Below are 18,613 nucleotides of genomic sequence, written 5' to 3' on the forward strand. Positions count from 1 at the left end.
GCGGGTTTTAACCCGCAGTTTGCAGTAAAAAAAGCGGGTTGAAACCCGCGATACCGTTACAAAAGTAAAAATACGGTTGGCTTTTTGCGTAAATCGGGCGGTTGGGTTTTCCATTCGCGAATAGACAGGGTCCGGACGAAAGCATCGGAAGCTGTCAGATTGCAGGCTACGCAGAGCCGGGTGTTGGGCTGACAATTGGCGACCACATCGGCGAAGAGCGCGTCGTTGCGGTAAGGGGTCTCCATAAAAATCTGCGTCTGCTGCCGTTGCTGGGCTTCTTTTTCGAGGTGACGGATCGCACGGGCGCGATCCTGCCGCTCGATGGGCAAATAGCCGTGAAAGACAAACGATTGCCCGCTCATACCCGACGCCATGAGCGCCAGCAAAATAGACGACGGACCCACCAGCGGCTCGACGCGCCAGCCCAGTGAGTGGGCCATGCCGACCACCACCGCGCCCGGATCGGCCACACCCGGACAACCGGCTTCCGACAGGACTCCTGCGTTTCGCTTTCGCTCGGTCAGCTCCTGAATCTGCCGACGCGTGTCGGTAGCAGGCGTATCTTTGTCGAGGTCAAAAAACGTAGTTTCGTCGATGATTCGCCCTGTTTTCAGGCCACTGATGAATCGCCGGGCCGAGCGCACATTCTCGACAAAATAAGCGTCGGTTGCTTCAATGATTTCCCGAATCTGGGGCGGCAAAACCTGGTGAGCGGTTTCGTCGGCGAGCAGCGTCGGGATAAGATAAAGGGTTGGCATGACCAGATCAGGTGTTTACAAACTTCAGCAACACCTCCACAAACTCTGCCGGTTTTTCGGCCTGCACCCAGTGACCTACGCCCTGGATGGTTACCAGCTGAACATTCGGGAAAATTCGTTTGATCGTCGGAAGATCTTCGTCCAGGATATACGGCGACTCGCTGCCCCTAATAAAAAGTGTGGGATCGGTGACCACGCGCGGGTTGGTCAGCTCTTCGCCGATGCCGTGCAGTTCGCGCTCGATGACGGGTAAATTGAGCCGCCAGGCAAACTGCCCCTGTTCGTTCCGGTACAGGTTTTTCAGCAAAAACTGCCGCACCGTCGGAATCGGTTCGTAGACGCTCAGAACCGCGTCGGCTTCCGTACGGCTCTTGATACTGGCTAAATCGATGGCTTTCATCCCGCGAATAAGTTCGGCGTGGTGTACCGGATAAAATTTCGGCGCAATATCGACCACGACCAATTTTCGGAACGTGCCTGGGTAAAGCATAGCGTACTGCATGATGGCTTTGCCGCCCATCGAATGCCCAACCAGAACCGGCTTATCGATGTGGTGATCTACCAGAAACTCGTGCAGGTCAGTGGCCATACCCTGGTAATCCTGGTCATCGCCATGGGGAGACTGTCCGTGATTTCGCTGATCGAGGGAGAATACGCGGTAACCCTGGGCGGCAATGGTTTTGCTGATCGTCAGCCAGTTGTCGGAAGAACCAAACAAACCATGCAGGATGACAAGCGCTGGACCGGTTTCGCCAACCTGACGGAAGAATAATTTCATAGCAAGATTGGAGGGAAGAAGACCGAACACCACCCGCTAACGAGTACCTGGGTCGGGCTTCCTGTTTCTGTGTTAATGTACATAAATAACTTTGTCGCGTTTCTCGACCAGCTCACCGAAAGAGCGAAGCGTAAAGCCGTTTTCGGCCGCTACCCGCTCAAATTCCACGGTGCTTTCTGGAGCGACGGCAATCAGTAAACCACCGGATGTCTGCGGATCGGCCAGCAGGTAACGCTGGTTGTCGGTCAGGTCAGCGATTTTATACCCGTAGCTATCCCAGTTTCGGGCCGTACCTCCCGGAACACTTTTCTGAGCCAGGTACTCATCGATAACCGGCAGGGCAGGAACCGCGTCGAAACTAATTACCGCACTCAGGCCAGAACCCTCGGCCATTTCGGTAAGGTGCCCCAGCAGCCCAAAGCCTGTTACGTCGGTCAGCGCTTTTACGTAAGGGAGTTTTCCCAGAACGGCTCCAAAACTATTCAACTGGGCCATTTGCGTCGGAGCCAGTTGGGCATGTTCGGGTTTCAGAAGTCCTTTTTTCTGCGCCGTAGTCAGAATGCCCACGCCAAGCGGTTTGGTCAGGTACAGTTTACAGCCAACGGTGGCCGTATTGTTCTGCTTCAAGTGATCGAGCCGGACTTTCCCCGTGACGGCCAGGCCAAAAATTGGTTCCGGCGAGTCGATGCTGTGGCCACCGGCGAGCGGGATGCCCGCCTGCTGACAAACGGCGCGCGACCCTTCGAGTACCTGGCCAGCCACCTCGGGCGGAAGCTTGTCGATCGGCCAGCCCAGAATGGCGATGGCCATAATCGGCTCACCACCCATGGCATACACATCGCTGATGGCGTTGGCCGACGCTATCCGGCCAAAGTCAAAGGCGTCGTCGACGATGGGCATAAAAAAATCGGTGGTGCTGATGATGGCCTCACCATTGCCCAGGTCCAGCACGGCGGCATCGTCGCGCGAGTCGTTACCGACCAGCAGCGAAGGAAACGGGGGCTGAACCGATGTCTGGTTCGATCGTAAGATCTGGTCCAGAATTTTAGGCGAGATTTTACAGCCACAGCCTGCCCCATGGCTATACTGCGTGAGTTTGATGGCGGATGTTTCGGTCGGTATCATAAACGGGACAAAACTAAGAGAGCGTACGGCTAAAATAAGCTGTGTAATGTAACTATTACGCCGGAAGAGTGGGAATGGTTCTGCCTATTAAGAAAGTGGAAACGATTGTATTCGTTTGATTAACAATATAGTAATACTGTTTTATAGAACGGAAGAAGTTAAAAGTAGGATTATTCTTGTAAACTAGTTTATGTAATGGCATATAGTGGTACTTTTTTAAGAAGGGGTACTTTTCTACGAAAAAAAATATAAGCATATTTGTCAGTAAATTGGGTACCGATTCGATTGGGTCGGTTGCTCAAACGTACTAACCAAACAAACACTTCTTATGTCTAAAAAACTACTGCAATTTCGGGTGGCGTTGGTGCTGGTCGGCAGTATGCTATTGGCTGTGCTCGGTGGGAGCGTAGCCGTGGCGCAGGTAACAACGGCTGTTATCAACGGACTCGTGACAGACGATAAAGGAGCTCCGTTGCCAGGAGCCACGGTCGTTGCTGTCCACGAACCGTCGGGTAGCCGGTATGGAACAACAACAAACACGTCAGGGCGTTACACCCTGCCAGGTGTCCGTGTAGGCGGCCCCTTCAAAATAACGACCACTTTCGTTGGTTTCAAAGATCAGGTTAAAGAAGGAATCTTCACTAACCTGGGTACATCCGCTGACGTAAGTTTCAGCCTGGCCGATGCCAGTGCTCAATTGTCTGAGATTGTCGTATCGGGTAGTCGGAGTGACATCTTCAGTTCTGAGCGTACTGGTGCAGCTGCAACTTATGGTCGGGAAACAATCAATACCATTCCAACGATTGGTCGTACTTTAAACGATGTCACTAAATATAATGCCTATGGTAATGGGCAGTCCTTTGGGGGGCAGGACCCTCGATTCAACAACATCACGATTGATGGTGCGGTTTTCAACAACGGGTTTGGTTTAGGATCGTCGGCTATTGCTGGTGGCCGGACGGGTACAACAGCTGTTTCGCTGGATGCGCTTGACGAAATCCAGTTAAACGTAGCACCTTACGACGTGCGGCAGACGGGTTTTTCGGGAGCTGGTATCAACGCTGTAACGCGTTCAGGAACGAACGAATTTTCGGGTTCTGCTTATTACTTGTTTCAGAATAGCGATTTAGCTGGTAAAAAAGCAGATGGTAGATCCCTCCCCCCGGTTACTATCAATAAAAAAACCTCTGGTTTCCGGTTGGGTGGCCCCATCATAAAAAACAAATTGTTCTTTTTCGTAAACGTAGAACAATTCAAGAGCAGCGTACCCGCTCTGGACTTTGTTGCTCAACGGGATGGCGTGACTTCAGGAAACATATCGCGCGTAACAGCAAGGGATTTAGAGGATCTTAGCTCCTTTATGAAAACGAATTTTAATCGTGATCTGGGTGCTATTGATAATTTTAACAACGAAGTAAAAAGTTTGAAAGGGTTGATCCGGCTTGATTACAATATCAACGACAACCACAAACTAGCTATACGGTATTCGCACCACGATTCAGAGTCAGACCAGGCGATCAGCAATAGTAACAGTAGTAACACCGCCGGAAGTCCTAACCGTACCGGTTATTCAACGGGTGCATATGCTGGTAACCTGGCTCTTTCTCCCCAAAACACTGGCTATAAAATTGCCGATAACACCCGCTCGATTGCTGTAGAATTGAACTCGACGTTTGGTGGGAAATTTGCCAATAAACTGATCGGAACCTACAACAAACAGATTGAGGATAGAACCTATAGAACCGATGTCTTTCCAACCATCGACATCCTGAAGGATGGATCTACCTATACCTCGATTGGTTTCGATCCATTTACACCAAATAACAAGCTTAACTACTCGACGCTGAATATTACTGATAACTTCAGTTATTTTGCGGGTAAGCACACGCTAACATTCGGGTTATCGTACGAAAAATACACGTCGAACAACGTATTCTTCCCTGCTTCGAATGGAGTATATGTGTACAACTCTATCGATGATTTCAAAGCCGCTGCACTGGCCTCGATAAATAACCCAACAAGTACCACGTCTCCGGTCGGTGTCAATAAATACCAGCTTCGTTATTCACTACTACCTGGTGGAGCAGAACCGTTACAGACATTGCACAGAAGTACGTATAGCGCGTATGTGCAAGATGAGTTTCAGGTTAACCCAACGTTCAAGCTAACGGCCGGCGTCCGGGCTGATATTTTTGCCTATAGTAACGCAACCGCTAAGGATTTTTATAATCCTGTTATTGCAGGACTAACGTTTAAAGATGAAAATGGGGCAAATTATAACGTCAACACAGGGGCTTTCCCGAAAGCCCGTCTGTTGATTTCGCCCCGTATCGGTTTTAACTGGGATGTGAAAGGCGACAAAATGACGCAGATTCGGGGTGGTAGTGGCCTCTTCGTATCGCGTATTCCTGAGGTATTGGTTTCCAACCAGTTGGGCAATAACGGTGTCAACACGGTACTCATTACTTCACCAACTAATTCAAAAGATTATCCGTTTGTCACTGATCCCAGCAAGTTGCCTGCGGCAGTAAGACCTAATCCCGAAAATACGGATATCACCAAATTACCCCCTTATGTTGTTAACGCTACAGACCCCAATCTAAAATATCCCACTGTCTGGAAAACCAACCTCGCTATTGACCAGCGGCTGCCGTGGGGGCTGATTGGAACGGTGGAAGTGATTTACAACAAAACTATTCAGGGGCTTCGCTATATTGATGCTAACCTGAAAGCTCCAGATCGTACCTTGAGCGGGTCCGATACACGCAGTCGTTTCCCTGGTTCAGGTGTAGTCAGTACAGGGACGGGAGCTAATAATACCGTCAACATTGCCCGTTTCTACAACACGGCTGTCACGAATGTATTTGTCCTGAAAAATACAAACCAAGGGAATTCCTACACGTTTACAGCTAAACTTGAGAAGCCCGCTACGAAAGGTTTTGGTGGTTTGTTAGCCTATACATATGGACTGGCCAGAGATTTGACGTCTGTAGGGAGCACTGTAGTAGCCAATACGCCTACGGTTGCTGGTCAAAACTATCTGACTACGTCATATGCGGATAATGACCTGCGGCATCGGATCATTGGCTACGTCAACTACCGGATAAATTACGGCGGCAAATTTGGTGGGTCAACTACCTTCACACTCGGTGGTTCATCGACTAGTGGTTTCAAGACGTCTTATGTGTATAGCGCCGACCTGAATGGTGACGCCCAAACGAATAATGATTTGATCTACGTTCCGAAGAATGCGTCAGAATTATCATTTGCCGCTATTACAACGGGTTCAGGATCAACGCTTCAAACGCTGTTTTCACCAGAACAACAGCAGGCGGCTTTCGATGCTTATATTAATAACAACGACTATTTGAAAACCCGCCGGGGGCAGTATGCCGAGCGGAATGGTGGATTTGCTCCCTGGTTAACCCGTTTCGACTTCACGGCTATTCAGGAGTTTTATGTTAAAGTAGGGGCAAAAGGAAAGCGGAATACGATTCAATTCCGGGCTGACATTCTTAATGTCGGTAATCTATTGAACAACAAATGGGGTGTAGGCTGGATCGCAACGACTGCAAACCCGTTGGTGTTGTCAAGCCTAAGTGCTTCAGGCGTACCAACTTACCAACTCGCCAGACAGACGACACCAGATGGTCAGTCGATTCTGCTGAGAGATTCATTTGTGAAAAACATCACAATCGATAACGTGTGGCAGGCTCAGCTTGGTGTCCGCTATATCTTCGATTAATAATTGTTAATTAAACAAAAATCCCCCGTACGTCCAACGTAACGGGGGATTTTTGTTGTCACACATTCAGGTTATGAAAATAAGATTTCTGGTTCTGTTCACTATGCTTGTCATGCGGCATGGAATTGCTCAGCAAGTAAACCGTTTTCACAACAGTCAGACGGTCGATACCTTTTTTCAGGTTAAGCCCGATCGTAGACATCCACTTATATTGGCCCACCGGGGTGGTCCTGGAGCCGTCGATACGGAAAACTCGATTCCTACCTTTGATCAGACTGTTAAAGTGCTTCCGGATGCCATTATTGAAATGGACGTTCGGATGACACGCGACAGTGGTCTTGTATTGCTGCACGATGCCACTTTAGACCGGGAGTCGGATGCGAAAGGAGCTGTTGCCGATTGGACACTGACCGATCTGAAAAAAGTCCGGCTCCGAACGCTTGGCGGTAAACTGACGGCTCAGCAGATGCCCACTTTCCAGGAAATACTGGCCTGGAATAAGAACCGCTATATGCTGGCTCTGGATGTAAAACCCGGAACCGACCCACTGATGGTTATGAAGGAAGTAGAAAAGCGCCAGGCTCAGCACTCGGTTTTTGTCATTTGCTACTCTGTAGCCGAAGCGCAGCGTGTTCGCGATCAATACCCAACCGTCTGGCTGGCGGTAGGGGTAAACAGTATGGCTGACCTGGGCCGACTGGAGAAAAATTCATTGGCAGCCGCAGGACGTTTAATCGCCCTGACCCCACAACAACTTCAGCCCGCTACGTTTTATGAGCGATTGCATAAACTGGGTATACCGGCTTCTGTAGGTACTTACGGACCCGGACAACTGGACGAAAAACCAATGACCGAGGCAACCCACGGGTATAGAACCCTGTTTGGTCGGGGTGGAGATATTATCACTACAGATCGACCAGTAGATGTATCCAGGATATTTTAGCCAATCGACATGCAACGGTTCCAGCTTATACTAATTGGGCTACTAACTGTATGGGTGGACGGGCTGGCTCAGCAGGTGGGCCAGCCATTCCCGGTCTGGCAGCCCGGCGAACTCGCTATTCACCACATCAACACCGGGCAGGGAAACGCGACGTTTGTGATTTTTCCGGAGGGAACAACCCTGCTGGTCGATGCAGGAGCCATTAATTCAGTGGATTGGCGAACCAATAAGCCGCGAAACATTCTGGTCAAACCTACTAATGAGCGGCAGGCTGGCGAGTGGATAGCTCGTTATGTACGTAACGCTTTACACTTCCAAAAAAGCCCGGCAATCGACTACGCACTTATTACGCATTTCCACGACGACCATATGGGAACCCCGTTGAACGTTGGTAAACGTTCGGCGAACGGCTACGTGTTGAGCGGTATTACCGAAGTGGGCGAACACATTCCGATCCGAACGATTCTGGATCGGGGCTGGCCTGATTATAACTACCCGCGCCCAATGACTGCCGATTCGATGGTCAGTAACTACCGTCGGTTTCTGAATTGGCATCGCCAGCATAAGGGGCTTAAGGTAGAGCGGTTTCAGGCGGGCCGAACGGACCAGATTATTTCCGTGAACAAGCCTGATCGCCAGCAGCATCCTTTTGAGGTAATTAACCTGGCCGTCAATGGGCAGATACGGACGGGAGAAGGTTCTGCTACCCGGTTTATTTTTCCGGATTTATCGACGCTCCAGCCAACTGCATACCCAAACGAAAATATGTGTAGTGCGGTCTTTCAGATTCGCTACGGCCGATTCGATTATTTTTCCGGTGGCGATATCCAGGGAGTGCTTCAATTTGGGGCGCCAGCCTGGCATGACGTCGAAACACCGATCGCGGGCACTGTCGATTCGGTTGATGTACAACTGATTGATCATCATGGGTATGCGGATTCGCAAAATGGAAGCCTGCTGGCACGATTACGACCCCGGGTTTTTGTACTTCCGGCCTGGGCTTCATCGCATCCTGCTCCCGACGTGCTTGAGCGGATTTATTCAGAGCAGACCTACAAAGGCGAGCGGGATGTATTTGCTGTCAATCTTCTGGACGAAGCGAAAACGGCGATCCGTGATTTTTTGCCGCGGCTAAAAAGCCAGTCCGGGCATGTCGTCATTCGGGTTGATCCGGGCGGGGCTACTTATCGGATTTTTATTTTAGCGGATGACGACGAATCCTTCACGATCAAGGCAATTCACGGCCCCTATCGCTCCCGGTAAAGATCAGGGCAACACGGCTGATTTATCGTCCAGTCGTTTCGATTTCAGCAGCTCGATTCCCGCCTGATATCCCTGAACGATCATGCGGCTGATGTCTTCGGAGGTAAACTTCATCAGGTTCAGGTACAGCGGTTCGGTTGGCCGAATAACCGTCAGCGACAGGTGCCGACCGTTGCTTTTTTCGCGTTCGGCAAAGCGCTCAGCCCACGCAATGTCATTATTGACCAACTGGTTCACCGTGATGTCTTTCACGCGGTCCATCAGGTTCAGCAGGTTTCGGTAGTTGAACTTCTCGTTATAAATTCGGCGGGCATGGCAGGCCACGCAGGCAATGTCCGTAGCGCCATCTTCAATGGCCACCCGCAGCGGTGCCACCTCGCGCAGCCCACCATCCAGAAAGGCCCGCCGATGATCGCCACCGATTTGTACGGCAGGCATCAGAAAAGGCAGCGAACTGCTGGCATACACATACTCCAGAAAGTCGGGGTCATGGGCATCGGCATAACACATATCGCCCCCAATAATGTCGACAGCGCCCACTTTGATCTTGACAGGGCCGTTCTTGATGGCCTCGATATCGACGTGACTACGGATCAGGTTTTTGATCGGGCTATTGTCCAGCAAGCCTTCGAACCGGCTCATCACGGTGTTATAACCCATCCGAAAGCGGGACCGGATCACGGCCACATCGTCGGGTTTGGTAATATTCCGAATCCAGAACTCAATCAACTGCTTGCCCACCTTAACCCAGTCGACCTGACCAGTGTCGGCCTGTTGGCGGGCGGCTTCGTTCGCAATAAATGTAGCATTGAGGCTGCCCACCGAAATACCGTAGAGCTGATCAGGAACGAATCCTGATTCGAACAGCGCCATGGCGGCTCCGACCTGAAAGGCGCCTTTCAGCGAACCTCCACCCAGAACGAGCGCTTTTAGGGGTGATTGGGATGGGGTAACAACAGCGCCGGGTTGTGGAACGGGCGGAATCGGATTGTCAATCATAAAAAAAGCGGCTATGTGACATAAACGGCACATAGCTTCGGAAAATTGATTCTTTTCCGTCAATAAACAAAATAGTAGCCCGTCGCCGGGAAGATGTCTTTTCGGTTTTCTGAGCCGCTTTTTCGGGGTCTGCGCTTTCCTTGCTAATTTTACCCGACATTCAGTCAATCGTGTCGCTGGTCGGTAAACTCTCCCTTGAAAGATAGCGAACCCCCGGCACTTGTTAACTGATGTCTGTCGACTACCGACTATTGACTGACGATTTCTACATGCCTCTTACCGTCGCTGATATACAAGCCCCTATTTCTGCCGAAATGGCCCTGTTTGAGCAGAAATTCCGGGCACAGATGAAAAGTGACGTGATGCTGCTCGATCAGATCATGAACTACATCGTGAAGCGGAAAGGCAAACAACTGCGTCCGATGTTCGTGTTCCTGACGGCCGGCGTTTGTGGTCAGATTTCAGAGGCTACCTACCGGGGTGCTTCACTGATCGAATTGCTGCACACGGCTACCCTGGTTCACGACGACGTAGTAGACGATTCGAACTACCGACGCGGGTTTTTCTCCATCAATGCGCTCTGGAAAAATAAAGTAGCCGTACTGGTAGGCGATTACCTGCTGTCGCGCGGGCTGCTGCTGTCGGTCAACAATGGCGATTTCGAACTACTTCAGATTGTTTCGCGGGCCGTGCGGGAGTTGAGCGAAGGCGAATTGCTCCAGATCGAAAAGGCGCGTCGGCTGGACATCACCGAGGACGTTTATTACGAGATCATCCGCCAAAAGACGGCCTCGCTCATTGCTGCCTGCTGTGCCGTCGGGGCCCGCTCGGTCGATGTAGCGCCAGAGATTGTTGAACAGGCCCGCGTCTTTGGCGAGAAAGTCGGGATTGCGTTTCAGATCAAAGACGACCTGTTCGATTACGGTACGGCCGAAGTAGGTAAGCCACTAGGCATCGATATCAAAGAGAAAAAAATGACCTTACCCCTCATTTACGCGCTCAGTAAGGCGGGGTTTCTGGAAAAGCGACGGATTATCAATATCATCAAAAACGAGAGCGAGAACCCCAAGAAGGTAAATGAAGTGATTGCCTTCGTCAAAAATTCGGGCGGCATCGAATACGCTACCGAAGCCATGAACCAGTACGTTGCCGAAGCCCAGGCGCTCCTGAACTTATTTCCTGATTCACCCTACCGAAAGTCGCTGCATCAACTGGTGCAGTACACCATCGAGCGGAGTAAGTAGGGAGGCTGTCGCTAGCTCCGGCTTCGATAGAACACCTGTTGATTTGTTTGTACCTTTGCCCGACTCAATTATTTACGATCTGTTTCATGCGTTTACATTGTACCTGCCTGCTGTTCTCGATCCTGACGGTAACAGCTTTTGCCCAACCGAAGAAATCTACGGCTCCTGTCCAGAAACCGGCTTCGGGTATTGCCCGTCCTAAACTCGTAGTCGGTATTGTAGTCGACCAGATGCGTTATGACTATCTGTACCGGTATTATAACCAATTCAGTACGGGCGGCTTTCGGCGGATGATGGACGGGGGGTTCAATGCCCGCAACAACCACTACCATTATGCCGCCACATACACGGGTCCGGGTCACGCGGCTGTGTATACCGGCTCCGCTCCGGCCCTGAATGGTATTGTCGGAAATGACTTTTACGAGCGAAACATCGGCCGGCTGATGTACTGTGCTGAAGATACCACGGTCAGTTCGGTCGGTAATTCGGGGACGGCGGGAAAGATGTCGCCCCGGAATTTGCTGGTCACCACCATTGGCGACCAGCTTAAATTGGCCACCGACGGTCGCTCGAAAGTGATCGGGATCGCGCTGAAAGATCGGGGGGCCATTCTGCCCGCAGGCCATACGGCTAATGCCGCTTACTGGTTCGATTCTAAAGACGGTAACTTTATTAGCAGTACGTTCTACCAGAAAGAGCTTCCGCAATGGGTACAGGCGTTCAACGCCCGTAAGTTACCCGAGCAGTTCATCACCCAGAAGTGGGAGCCGACTCTGGCTATGAATCAGTATACCGAAAGTACGGTAGATGACGAGCCTTATGAATCGGTGATGGCTGGTGAGACCAAGTCGGTGTTTCCACACTCGTTTGCTGTTCAGGCGGGCGGGCTCAAATACGAACCTCTGCGCACCAGCCCCTACGGCGACCAGATCACCAAAGAGTTTGCGCTGGCGGCCATCAAAGGGGAGCAGTTAGGCCAGCACGACGTGACGGATATGTTGTGTCTTAGCTTTTCATCGCCCGACTACATCGGCCACTCATTTGGTACGCACGCTATTGAAACCGAAGATAACTACATCCGGCTCGACCGGCAGCTGGCCGATATTTTCAATCAACTGGATGCTACGGTGGGTAAAGGGCAATGGCTGGCGTTTCTGTCGGCCGATCACGGCGTTGTGGATGCGCCGGGCTTTCTGGAACAAAACCATATACCCGCCGGTACGCGAGGTTACGCTGAAATTGGGGACGCGGTGAAAAGCACGCTCGAAAAAGCCTACGGGCCCGGGCAGTGGGTGCTGTCGTACATCAACCAGCAAATCTACCTCAACCAGACGCTGCTGGCCGAGAAGAAAATTCCGATGCAGGAAGTCTATCAGCTTTTACGGACAACGCTGCTGAAACAGAAAGCGGTGGTCAACGTCATCAACCTGCACAACCTGGGTGCCGAAGCCCTGCCCACGTTGCAGGAAAACCTGTTCCGGAACGTATATCACCCGAACCGTAGCGGTGATTTCTACGTCATGCAGGCCCCTGGCTGGATCGAGGGGCGTAACAAAGGAACCACTCACGGTACGATTTACGCATATGATACCCACGTGCCTTTCCTGGCTTACGGCTGGGGCATTCGACCCGGCGAAACTCTCCGGCGAACCCACGTCCACGATATTGCGCCGACTATCACAGCCTTGCTGCACCTGCTCGAACCCAGCGGCTGCATCGGAAACCCCGTCGAAGAAGCGATTAAATGAGGCAAATAAAAGGTAGGATATATGAAGTAGGATATATGATGTATGAGTTTGAACAGCTACATCCTACTTCATATATCCTACCTTTTATTTGCCTCATACATCCTGCACAAAGCTTACTTCCTTGAAGCCGAAATACCGCACCTGGCTCTGACTGGCGATGGCCAGGCGACCGGTGTCATCAACGCCAATGATCGTTCCCCGGAAATACTGCCCTTCGCTTTCGAAAAGATGTTCCTCCTGGTATCTGTATAGTATTTGTAGATAGTTCGTTTTCAGCACATCGCGCTGACCGGAGCGAAGTTGCAGATACCGGCTTTCGAGGGTCTCACAGAGTCGACTGAGCAGGCCCGGTACATCGTAGCCGTTGGGAAGCGGAGACTGTTGCTGCAAAGACGTGGCCGTTGGGTAACTAAATTCTGTCTGATTGACATTCAGGCCCATGCCCACAATAGACCAGGCAATGGTATAACCGTGCAGGGTATTTTCGATTAAGATCCCACCAAGTTTCTGATTACCGACATAAACGTCGTTGGGCCATTTGATCCGCAACGCATCCCCGAGCAGCGGCTGAAACAGATCATAGATACCCAGCGAAACGGCGATATTGAGCCAGAATTGCTCATGCGCCGTCAGAAACGACGGTTTTAAGATGAGCGACACTGTCAGGTTTTGTCCTGCTTTGGCTTCCCATTGATTACCCCGCTGCCCCCGGCCGGCTGTCTGATTGTCGGTAATGACAAGGACTCCTTCGACGGGGTCGGCCTGAGCAATCAAAGCGGCCGCTTCATCGTTAGTAGACTGACAGCTTGGCAGGTATTGTATTTTTTGCCCAATAAAAAGTGTTTTGGGATAGATTTTGTACAAAAGATTGTATAGTTTAGTAGTGAGAGAAGTTAATGCATGGTGCTTACGGCCATTTGCTGATCCGTTAGACAAAGTACCCGCTCATTGACGCATCGTGCAATGTTAAACCGAAAGCATGAGAATTAACAAAAACCATGAGTTTACCGCCGAGCAAATCCGTGACTTTGTGGTCCGGGGTATGCAGGAAAAAAAAGCACAGGATATTGTTGTAATGGACCTGCGCAACGTCAAAAATGCAATCTGTGACTATTTTGTTCTTTGCTCGGGTAACTCCGATACACAGATTGATGCCATCTCAACGTCGATAGAAGAAGAAGTATATAAGGCCAGCAAACAGGATCCCTGGCACAAAGAAGGGAAACTTAACCGGGAGTGGATTTTGCTGGACTATGTAGACGTCGTGGCCCATGTCTTTAAAAAAGAGCGCCGGTCTTTCTACGATCTTGAACAACTTTGGGGTGATGCTGAGATTCAGGTAGTTGAAGAGAATGCTCTGACAACGGTATCCTGAAATAGAACTGCTTATCTTTGTTGAAAAAAAAGCAGTGAAGTCCTGAAAATGGGCCGCTTATCGGGCTGACGAACCGTTTGTCCCAACCGTTTTGCACTAGAAACATTCAGGTGCGAAACAGTGTTAATTTTTGAAATCCGTTTGTACAACCTGAGGAAATGGCAGATAACAATAATAGAAATCCACTAGTACCCCGTGGTCCACGTAAACCTAATTTTCAGGGTTGGATTGTAGCGTTGTTGATTGCCGCCATTCTAGGCATTACGTTCTTTAACCGAAGTTCGGCTACTCGTGAAACTTCACAGAAGCGGTTTGAACAGATGGTTAAAGACCACGAAGTGGCTGAAGTGGTGGTCGTTAATGATAAAGTTGCGGAAGTAACACTGACGCCACAGGCAGCCCAGAGCCCTAAATATCGCAACATCTTTGCCGACAAGCCCTATTTTGGCAGCAACCATGGCCCTCATTTCCAATTCCAGATCGCATCTGGTGAAACCTTTAAAAAGGACCTGGATGCGATGGAAAAAGATGTGCCGGCCAATGAAAAAGTCGAATACCGCTTTGAGCAACGCAGTGATTTTGGCAGTATCATTAGTACCTGGGGTTTCCTCATCGTGCTGATTCTGTCGATGTACTTTCTGTTGGGTCGGATGTCGGGCGCGGGTGGACCTGGTGGGCAGATTTTCAACATCGGCAAATCGAAAGCTGCGCTTTTCGACGCCGATAATAAGGTGAAAATCACCTTCAATGATGTAGCCGGGCTGGACGAAGCCAAAGAAGAGATCAAAGAAATCGTCGATTACCTGAAGAATCCAACCAAGTTTACTAAGCTGGGGGCTAAGATTCCAAAAGGTGCCCTTCTGATTGGCCCTCCAGGGACAGGTAAGACGCTGCTGGCAAAAGCTGTAGCTGGCGAAGCGGGGGTTCCTTTCTTCTCGCTGTCTGGGTCTGACTTTGTCGAAATGTTCGTCGGGGTAGGAGCGGCCCGTGTACGTGACCTGTTCAAGCAGGCGAAAGAAAAAGCGCCCTGTATTATTTTCATTGACGAGATCGACGCCGTGGGCCGTTCGCGGGGGCGGGGATCGATGCCCGGTGCCAATGACGAACGCGAAAACACGCTGAACTCGTTGCTGGTTGAAATGGATGGGTTTGCCACCGACTCGGGAATTATTATCCTGGCGGCTACGAACCGTCCGGACGTGCTGGATTCGGCGCTGCAGCGTCCCGGTCGTTTCGACCGTCAGATCAGTATCGACAAGCCCGATATTATTGGCCGGGAGGCTATTTTCCGGGTCCACCTGAAGCCGATCAAACTGGCTCAGGACGTCGATCCGAAAGAGCTGGCTGCGCAAACCCCTGGTTTTGCCGGTGCTGAAATCGCCAACGTCTGCAATGAAGCCGCGCTGATTGCCGCCCGTAGCGACAAAGAAGCCGTCGATATGAAAGACTTTCAGGATGCGATGGACCGTGTAATTGGTGGTCTGGAAAAGAAAAACAAGATCATCTCGCCGGAAGAGAAAGAAATCGTAGCGTACCACGAAGCGGGCCATGCGGTAGCTGGCTGGTATCTGGAGCATGCCGATCCGCTCGTAAAAGTAACGATCGTACCCCGTGGAGTGGCTGCTTTAGGCTATGCCCAATACCTGCCCCGCGAGCAGTATCTGTACCGTACCGAGCAGCTCATGGACGAAATGTGCATGGCATTAGGTGGTCGGGCGGCTGAAGATATCATTTTCGGTAAAGTATCCACGGGTGCGCTGAGTGATCTGGAACGGATTACCAAACTGGCCTACAGTATGGTCACTATGTATGGGATGAACGATAAAATCGGTAACGTTTCGTTCTACGATTCCAAACAGTCGGACTATTCGTTCAATAAGCCTTATTCGGAAGAAACGGCTAAACACATCGACGAGGAAGTTCGTAAGATCGTTGATATCGCCTATACTCGTACGAAAGACCTGCTGACCGACAAACGGGAGGCACTGGAGATCATCGCGAAAGAACTGCTTGAAAAAGAGATTCTTTATCAAAATGATCTGGTTCGTCTGATTGGCAAACGCCCGTTCGAGCGTGAGACGGTATATCAGGCTTATAAAAACAAAGGAGTGGCTGAAGAGATCAAGGAAGAAATCGGTAAAGAAGCGAAACCCGCCGAAACCGAGCCTGAATCGCTGCCGTTATAAGCATCGCTTAAGTCAATAAAAAAGGGACCCTGTACAGGGTCCCTTTTTTATTGACTTATTTTTTACCCAGTTCAATGACTTGCATATCCAGTATGCGCCCCGCGTCGAGCGAAAAACGCAGCAGGGTACGCATGGTATGAAAACCGGTTTTTCCGGCTGCCCCCGGATTGAGGAAAAGCAGGTTCCGCATCGCCGGATCACGGGTGACTTTCAGCATATGTGAATGCCCACAGACAAAAAGATCGGGCGGGCTGGTCTTTAAATGCGGCCGCACCGCTGGATTGTACTTAGGTGGTGAGCCACCAATGTGAGTCATCCAAACGGTTAAGCCTTCGAGGGTAAACCGTTGATGGGCGGGTAAATCGATGGCTTCGCGGTCGATGTTTCCGCAGACAATACGCAAAGGGCGAAAGGCCTTCAACTGATCGGCTACGGTCAGTTGCCCCACATCGCCGGCATGCCAGATTTCATCGCAGGCATCAAAATGAGTGAAGACCTGCGGATCGAGGTAACTATGCGTATCAGACAGTAAGCCAATTCGTGTCATACGTCGTGTAGAGACGCCAGAGATGGTGTCTTCTGTGTAGAAATAGTTATAGGTTAAAACCAAGGCATTCCTGGCGTATAGAAAGGCCAGGAATGAAATGTTAGATAGCCCTACGAGAGGATCAACTCCTTCATTTCGCTCCGAATCCGCTTTTTGTCGATCTTCCCAACGCTTGTCTTCGGAATGTCGGGTACGAAAACGATTCGGTCAGGAACATACCATTTGTGAAGTTCGCCCCGGTCGACCTTTGCTGATAGGCAGGCCTTTATACTTTCAGCCGTAAGCTTATAGCCTGGTTTCTGAACGATGAGCGCGTGTGGTCGTTCTCCCCAGTGCTCGTCGGGCAGTCCAATAACGGCCGACTCGGCAACGCCCTCCACCTGCGACAGCACATCTTCCATATCCAGTGAGGAAACCCACTCCCCACCGGTTTTAATGACGTCTTTTGTCCGGTCCGCAATCACTACCCAGTTGTCGGGCGTAATGCTGGCCACATCGCCGGTATGCAGCCAGCCCCCTTTCCATAAATCGGCACCCCGCTCAGGATCGTTGTAGTATCCCTGCGTAAGCCAGGGACCGCGGGCTACAATCTCGCCGAGCGCATGGCCATCGTGTGGTACGAATTGCCCATGGTCGTCCATCAGGCGCATCTCGATGAAGGGCGAAATGCGCCCGGCTCGTGTCCGTAGTTCAAGCTGCTCGGCGGCAGGTAGCTGTTTTTCCTGGTCGTTTAGATAACCGACAGCCATGACTGGAGCTGTTTCAGACATACCGTAACCCGACATAACCGTAATACCCAGGTCAATTGCGGCTTTGGCCAATCCTTTTGTGAGCGCTGAGCCACCAATCAACACTTTCCAGCGACTGAGATTATCCCGGTATTTCTGAGCCGCTGGACTGCTAACCAGCATATTCAAAATGGTAGGTACGCAGTGTGATAGCGTAACGCCTTCAGTAATCAACAGCTTAAGCAGGACTTCGGGGTCATAGCGGCCCGGATAAACCTGCTTGGCCGCCATCATCGTTGCCAGAAATGGAAATCCCCAGGCATGGACGTGGAACAAAGGCGTTATGGGCATATACACGTCCGACGACCCTTTAAAGGGCATAGCTTCGTACCCGATGATATAAGTCAGCAACCCCATGGTGTGCATGAATAATTGCCGGTGAGAGAAGTATACCCCTTTCGGATTGCCCGTCGTGCCGGTTGTATAAAAGGTGGTAGCCCAGGTATTTTCGTCGAAGTCGGGGAAATCGTACTCGGAGGAGGCCGCTGCCAGTAGTGCTTCGTATTCGCCCGAAAAAGAGGACGGTACATCGGCAAGGGGCGTACCGGAATACACTTTATCGCTTAAAATAACGTATTTCTTAACCGTGGTAAGCTGGCCCTGAATGGCGTTTAGTATAGGCAGGAAATCTTCATGAATGAGTACAATCGAATCTTCCGCATGATTCATGGTATACAAAATCTGAGCAGGTGACAGCCGTACATTGACCGTATGCAGAATAGCGCCCAGACTGGGAATGCAGAAAAAAGCCTCGAGATACCGGTGGCTGTCCCAGTCCAGAACCGCTACGGTATCTCCTGGTTTAACCCCCAGGTCGGTCAGGATATTAGCCAGTTTACGCACCCGCTGATTAAACTCGACGTAGTTCATGCGAAATAAGTCACGGTAAATAATTTCGCGCTGAGGTTCGTAGTTGAGCGATTGAGCCAGCAGTTGCTTGATGAGTAGCGGGGGCTCGTGAGCCTCGGCCGTACGGGGGATTAGTTTTGTCTGAATCATTTTAGCGGCAGCGGTTTAGGAGGTTGTTCTCCGGGCTTAGATGCGGCTCGGCAACAATTACTATAAAAACGAAGGAGCCGAAGGTAGGGTTGAATGAAGTAAAGAAAAAATAATG

14 protein-coding genes are annotated in these 18,613 nt (G+C 50.8%); 7 read left to right on the plus strand and 7 right to left on the minus strand.

Features of this window, described 5'->3' with window-relative positions:
• Positions 1-56: 56 nt before the first annotated feature.
• From ACYVC2_RS20640 to selD, 3 genes are all read right to left on the minus strand, one after another.
• Positions 57-758, minus strand: a complete 702-nt coding sequence (locus tag ACYVC2_RS20640) for an SAM-dependent methyltransferase (RefSeq protein WP_461105239.1) — start codon at positions 756-758, stop codon at positions 57-59.
• A 7-nt stretch (positions 759-765) separates the two neighbouring features.
• Positions 766-1,536 (minus strand): alpha/beta fold hydrolase, encoded by a 771-nt coding sequence (locus tag ACYVC2_RS20645; RefSeq protein WP_461105241.1) that lies wholly within the window; start codon positions 1,534-1,536, stop codon positions 766-768.
• A gap of 72 nt (positions 1,537-1,608) precedes the next feature.
• Positions 1,609-2,661: a selenide, water dikinase SelD gene (gene selD, locus ACYVC2_RS20650; protein WP_461105243.1), complete on the minus strand. Its 1,053-nt coding sequence runs from the start codon at positions 2,659-2,661 to the stop codon at positions 1,609-1,611.
• A gap of 328 nt (positions 2,662-2,989) precedes the next feature.
• Between selD and ACYVC2_RS20655 the strand changes: the two genes are divergently transcribed.
• The 3 genes from ACYVC2_RS20655 (at position 2,990) to ACYVC2_RS20665 (ending at position 8,612) form a co-directional block, all read left to right on the plus strand.
• On the plus strand, positions 2,990-6,406 hold the full coding sequence (locus tag ACYVC2_RS20655) for a TonB-dependent receptor (RefSeq protein ID WP_461105245.1): 3,417 nt from the start codon (positions 2,990-2,992) through the stop codon (positions 6,404-6,406).
• 73 nt (positions 6,407-6,479) lie between these two features.
• Complete coding sequence (locus ACYVC2_RS20660) at positions 6,480-7,349, plus strand: glycerophosphodiester phosphodiesterase family protein (RefSeq protein ID WP_461105247.1); 870 nt, start codon at positions 6,480-6,482, stop codon at positions 7,347-7,349.
• Positions 7,350-7,358: 9 nt separating this feature from the next.
• Positions 7,359-8,612, plus strand: coding sequence for a ComEC/Rec2 family competence protein (locus ACYVC2_RS20665; protein ID WP_461105249.1), 1,254 nt, complete (start codon positions 7,359-7,361; stop codon positions 8,610-8,612).
• Between the two features lie 3 nt (positions 8,613-8,615).
• Here the strand turns inward: ACYVC2_RS20665 and ACYVC2_RS20670 are convergent, their stop codons facing one another.
• A complete protein-coding gene (locus ACYVC2_RS20670) occupies positions 8,616-9,611 on the minus strand; it encodes a patatin-like phospholipase family protein (RefSeq protein WP_461105251.1) in 996 nt (331 codons plus the stop codon).
• A 269-nt stretch (positions 9,612-9,880) separates the two neighbouring features.
• Between ACYVC2_RS20670 and ACYVC2_RS20675 the strand changes: the two genes are divergently transcribed.
• Together ACYVC2_RS20675 and pafA are read left to right on the plus strand one after the other, a co-directional pair.
• The gene (locus ACYVC2_RS20675) at positions 9,881-10,855 is read left to right on the plus strand and encodes a polyprenyl synthetase family protein (RefSeq protein ID WP_461105253.1); all 975 of its coding nucleotides are present in this window, start codon (positions 9,881-9,883) and stop codon (positions 10,853-10,855) included.
• 86 nt (positions 10,856-10,941) lie between these two features.
• Positions 10,942-12,603, plus strand: coding sequence for an alkaline phosphatase PafA (gene pafA / locus ACYVC2_RS20680; protein ID WP_461105255.1), 1,662 nt, complete (start codon positions 10,942-10,944; stop codon positions 12,601-12,603).
• Between the two features lie 93 nt (positions 12,604-12,696).
• Here the strand turns inward: pafA and ACYVC2_RS20685 are convergent, their stop codons facing one another.
• Positions 12,697-13,467, minus strand: a complete 771-nt coding sequence (locus ACYVC2_RS20685; RefSeq protein ID WP_461105257.1) for a biotin--[acetyl-CoA-carboxylase] ligase — start codon at positions 13,465-13,467, stop codon at positions 12,697-12,699.
• 115 nt (positions 13,468-13,582) lie between these two features.
• Between ACYVC2_RS20685 and rsfS the strand changes: the two genes are divergently transcribed.
• Positions 13,583-13,978, plus strand: a complete 396-nt coding sequence (gene rsfS, locus ACYVC2_RS20690) for a ribosome silencing factor (RefSeq protein WP_461105259.1) — start codon at positions 13,583-13,585, stop codon at positions 13,976-13,978.
• Between the two features lie 158 nt (positions 13,979-14,136).
• Positions 14,137-16,164 (plus strand): ATP-dependent zinc metalloprotease FtsH, encoded by a 2,028-nt coding sequence (ftsH, locus tag ACYVC2_RS20695; protein WP_461105261.1) that lies wholly within the window; start codon positions 14,137-14,139, stop codon positions 16,162-16,164.
• Between the two features lie 55 nt (positions 16,165-16,219).
• On the opposite strand, the gene ACYVC2_RS20700 is transcribed toward ftsH, so the two are convergent.
• Positions 16,220-16,711: a metallophosphoesterase family protein gene (locus tag ACYVC2_RS20700; RefSeq protein ID WP_461105263.1), complete on the minus strand. Its 492-nt coding sequence runs from the start codon at positions 16,709-16,711 to the stop codon at positions 16,220-16,222.
• A 110-nt stretch (positions 16,712-16,821) separates the two neighbouring features.
• Complete coding sequence (locus ACYVC2_RS20705; protein WP_461105265.1) at positions 16,822-18,498, minus strand: fatty acid--CoA ligase; 1,677 nt, start codon at positions 18,496-18,498, stop codon at positions 16,822-16,824.
• Between the last annotated feature and the right edge of the window lie 115 nt (positions 18,499-18,613).

This window comes from Spirosoma koreense (assembly GCF_054777875.1).

What these genes read in the sequence shown, in the direction of transcription:
- rsfS (WP_461105259.1), top strand. Translation starts at nt 13,583, where the DNA reads ATGAGAATTAACAAAAACCATGAGTTTACCGCCGAGCAAATCCGTGAC.
- ACYVC2_RS20640 (WP_461105239.1), bottom strand. Translation starts at nt 758, where the DNA reads ATGCCAACCCTTTATCTTATCCCGACGCTGCTCGCCGACGAAACCGCT.
- pafA (WP_461105255.1), top strand. Translation starts at nt 10,942, where the DNA reads ATGCGTTTACATTGTACCTGCCTGCTGTTCTCGATCCTGACGGTAACA.
- ACYVC2_RS20645 (WP_461105241.1), bottom strand. Translation starts at nt 1,536, where the DNA reads ATGAAATTATTCTTCCGTCAGGTTGGCGAAACCGGTCCAGCGCTTGTC.
- ACYVC2_RS20665 (WP_461105249.1), top strand. Translation starts at nt 7,359, where the DNA reads ATGCAACGGTTCCAGCTTATACTAATTGGGCTACTAACTGTATGGGTG.
- ACYVC2_RS20670 (WP_461105251.1), bottom strand. Translation starts at nt 9,611, where the DNA reads ATGATTGACAATCCGATTCCGCCCGTTCCACAACCCGGCGCTGTTGTT.
- ACYVC2_RS20660 (WP_461105247.1), top strand. Translation starts at nt 6,480, where the DNA reads ATGAAAATAAGATTTCTGGTTCTGTTCACTATGCTTGTCATGCGGCAT.
- ACYVC2_RS20705 (WP_461105265.1), bottom strand. Translation starts at nt 18,498, where the DNA reads ATGATTCAGACAAAACTAATCCCCCGTACGGCCGAGGCTCACGAGCCC.
- ACYVC2_RS20700 (WP_461105263.1), bottom strand. Translation starts at nt 16,711, where the DNA reads ATGACACGAATTGGCTTACTGTCTGATACGCATAGTTACCTCGATCCG.
- selD (WP_461105243.1), bottom strand. Translation starts at nt 2,661, where the DNA reads ATGATACCGACCGAAACATCCGCCATCAAACTCACGCAGTATAGCCAT.
- ACYVC2_RS20655 (WP_461105245.1), top strand. Translation starts at nt 2,990, where the DNA reads ATGTCTAAAAAACTACTGCAATTTCGGGTGGCGTTGGTGCTGGTCGGC.
- ftsH (WP_461105261.1), top strand. Translation starts at nt 14,137, where the DNA reads ATGGCAGATAACAATAATAGAAATCCACTAGTACCCCGTGGTCCACGT.
- ACYVC2_RS20675 (WP_461105253.1), top strand. Translation starts at nt 9,881, where the DNA reads ATGCCTCTTACCGTCGCTGATATACAAGCCCCTATTTCTGCCGAAATG.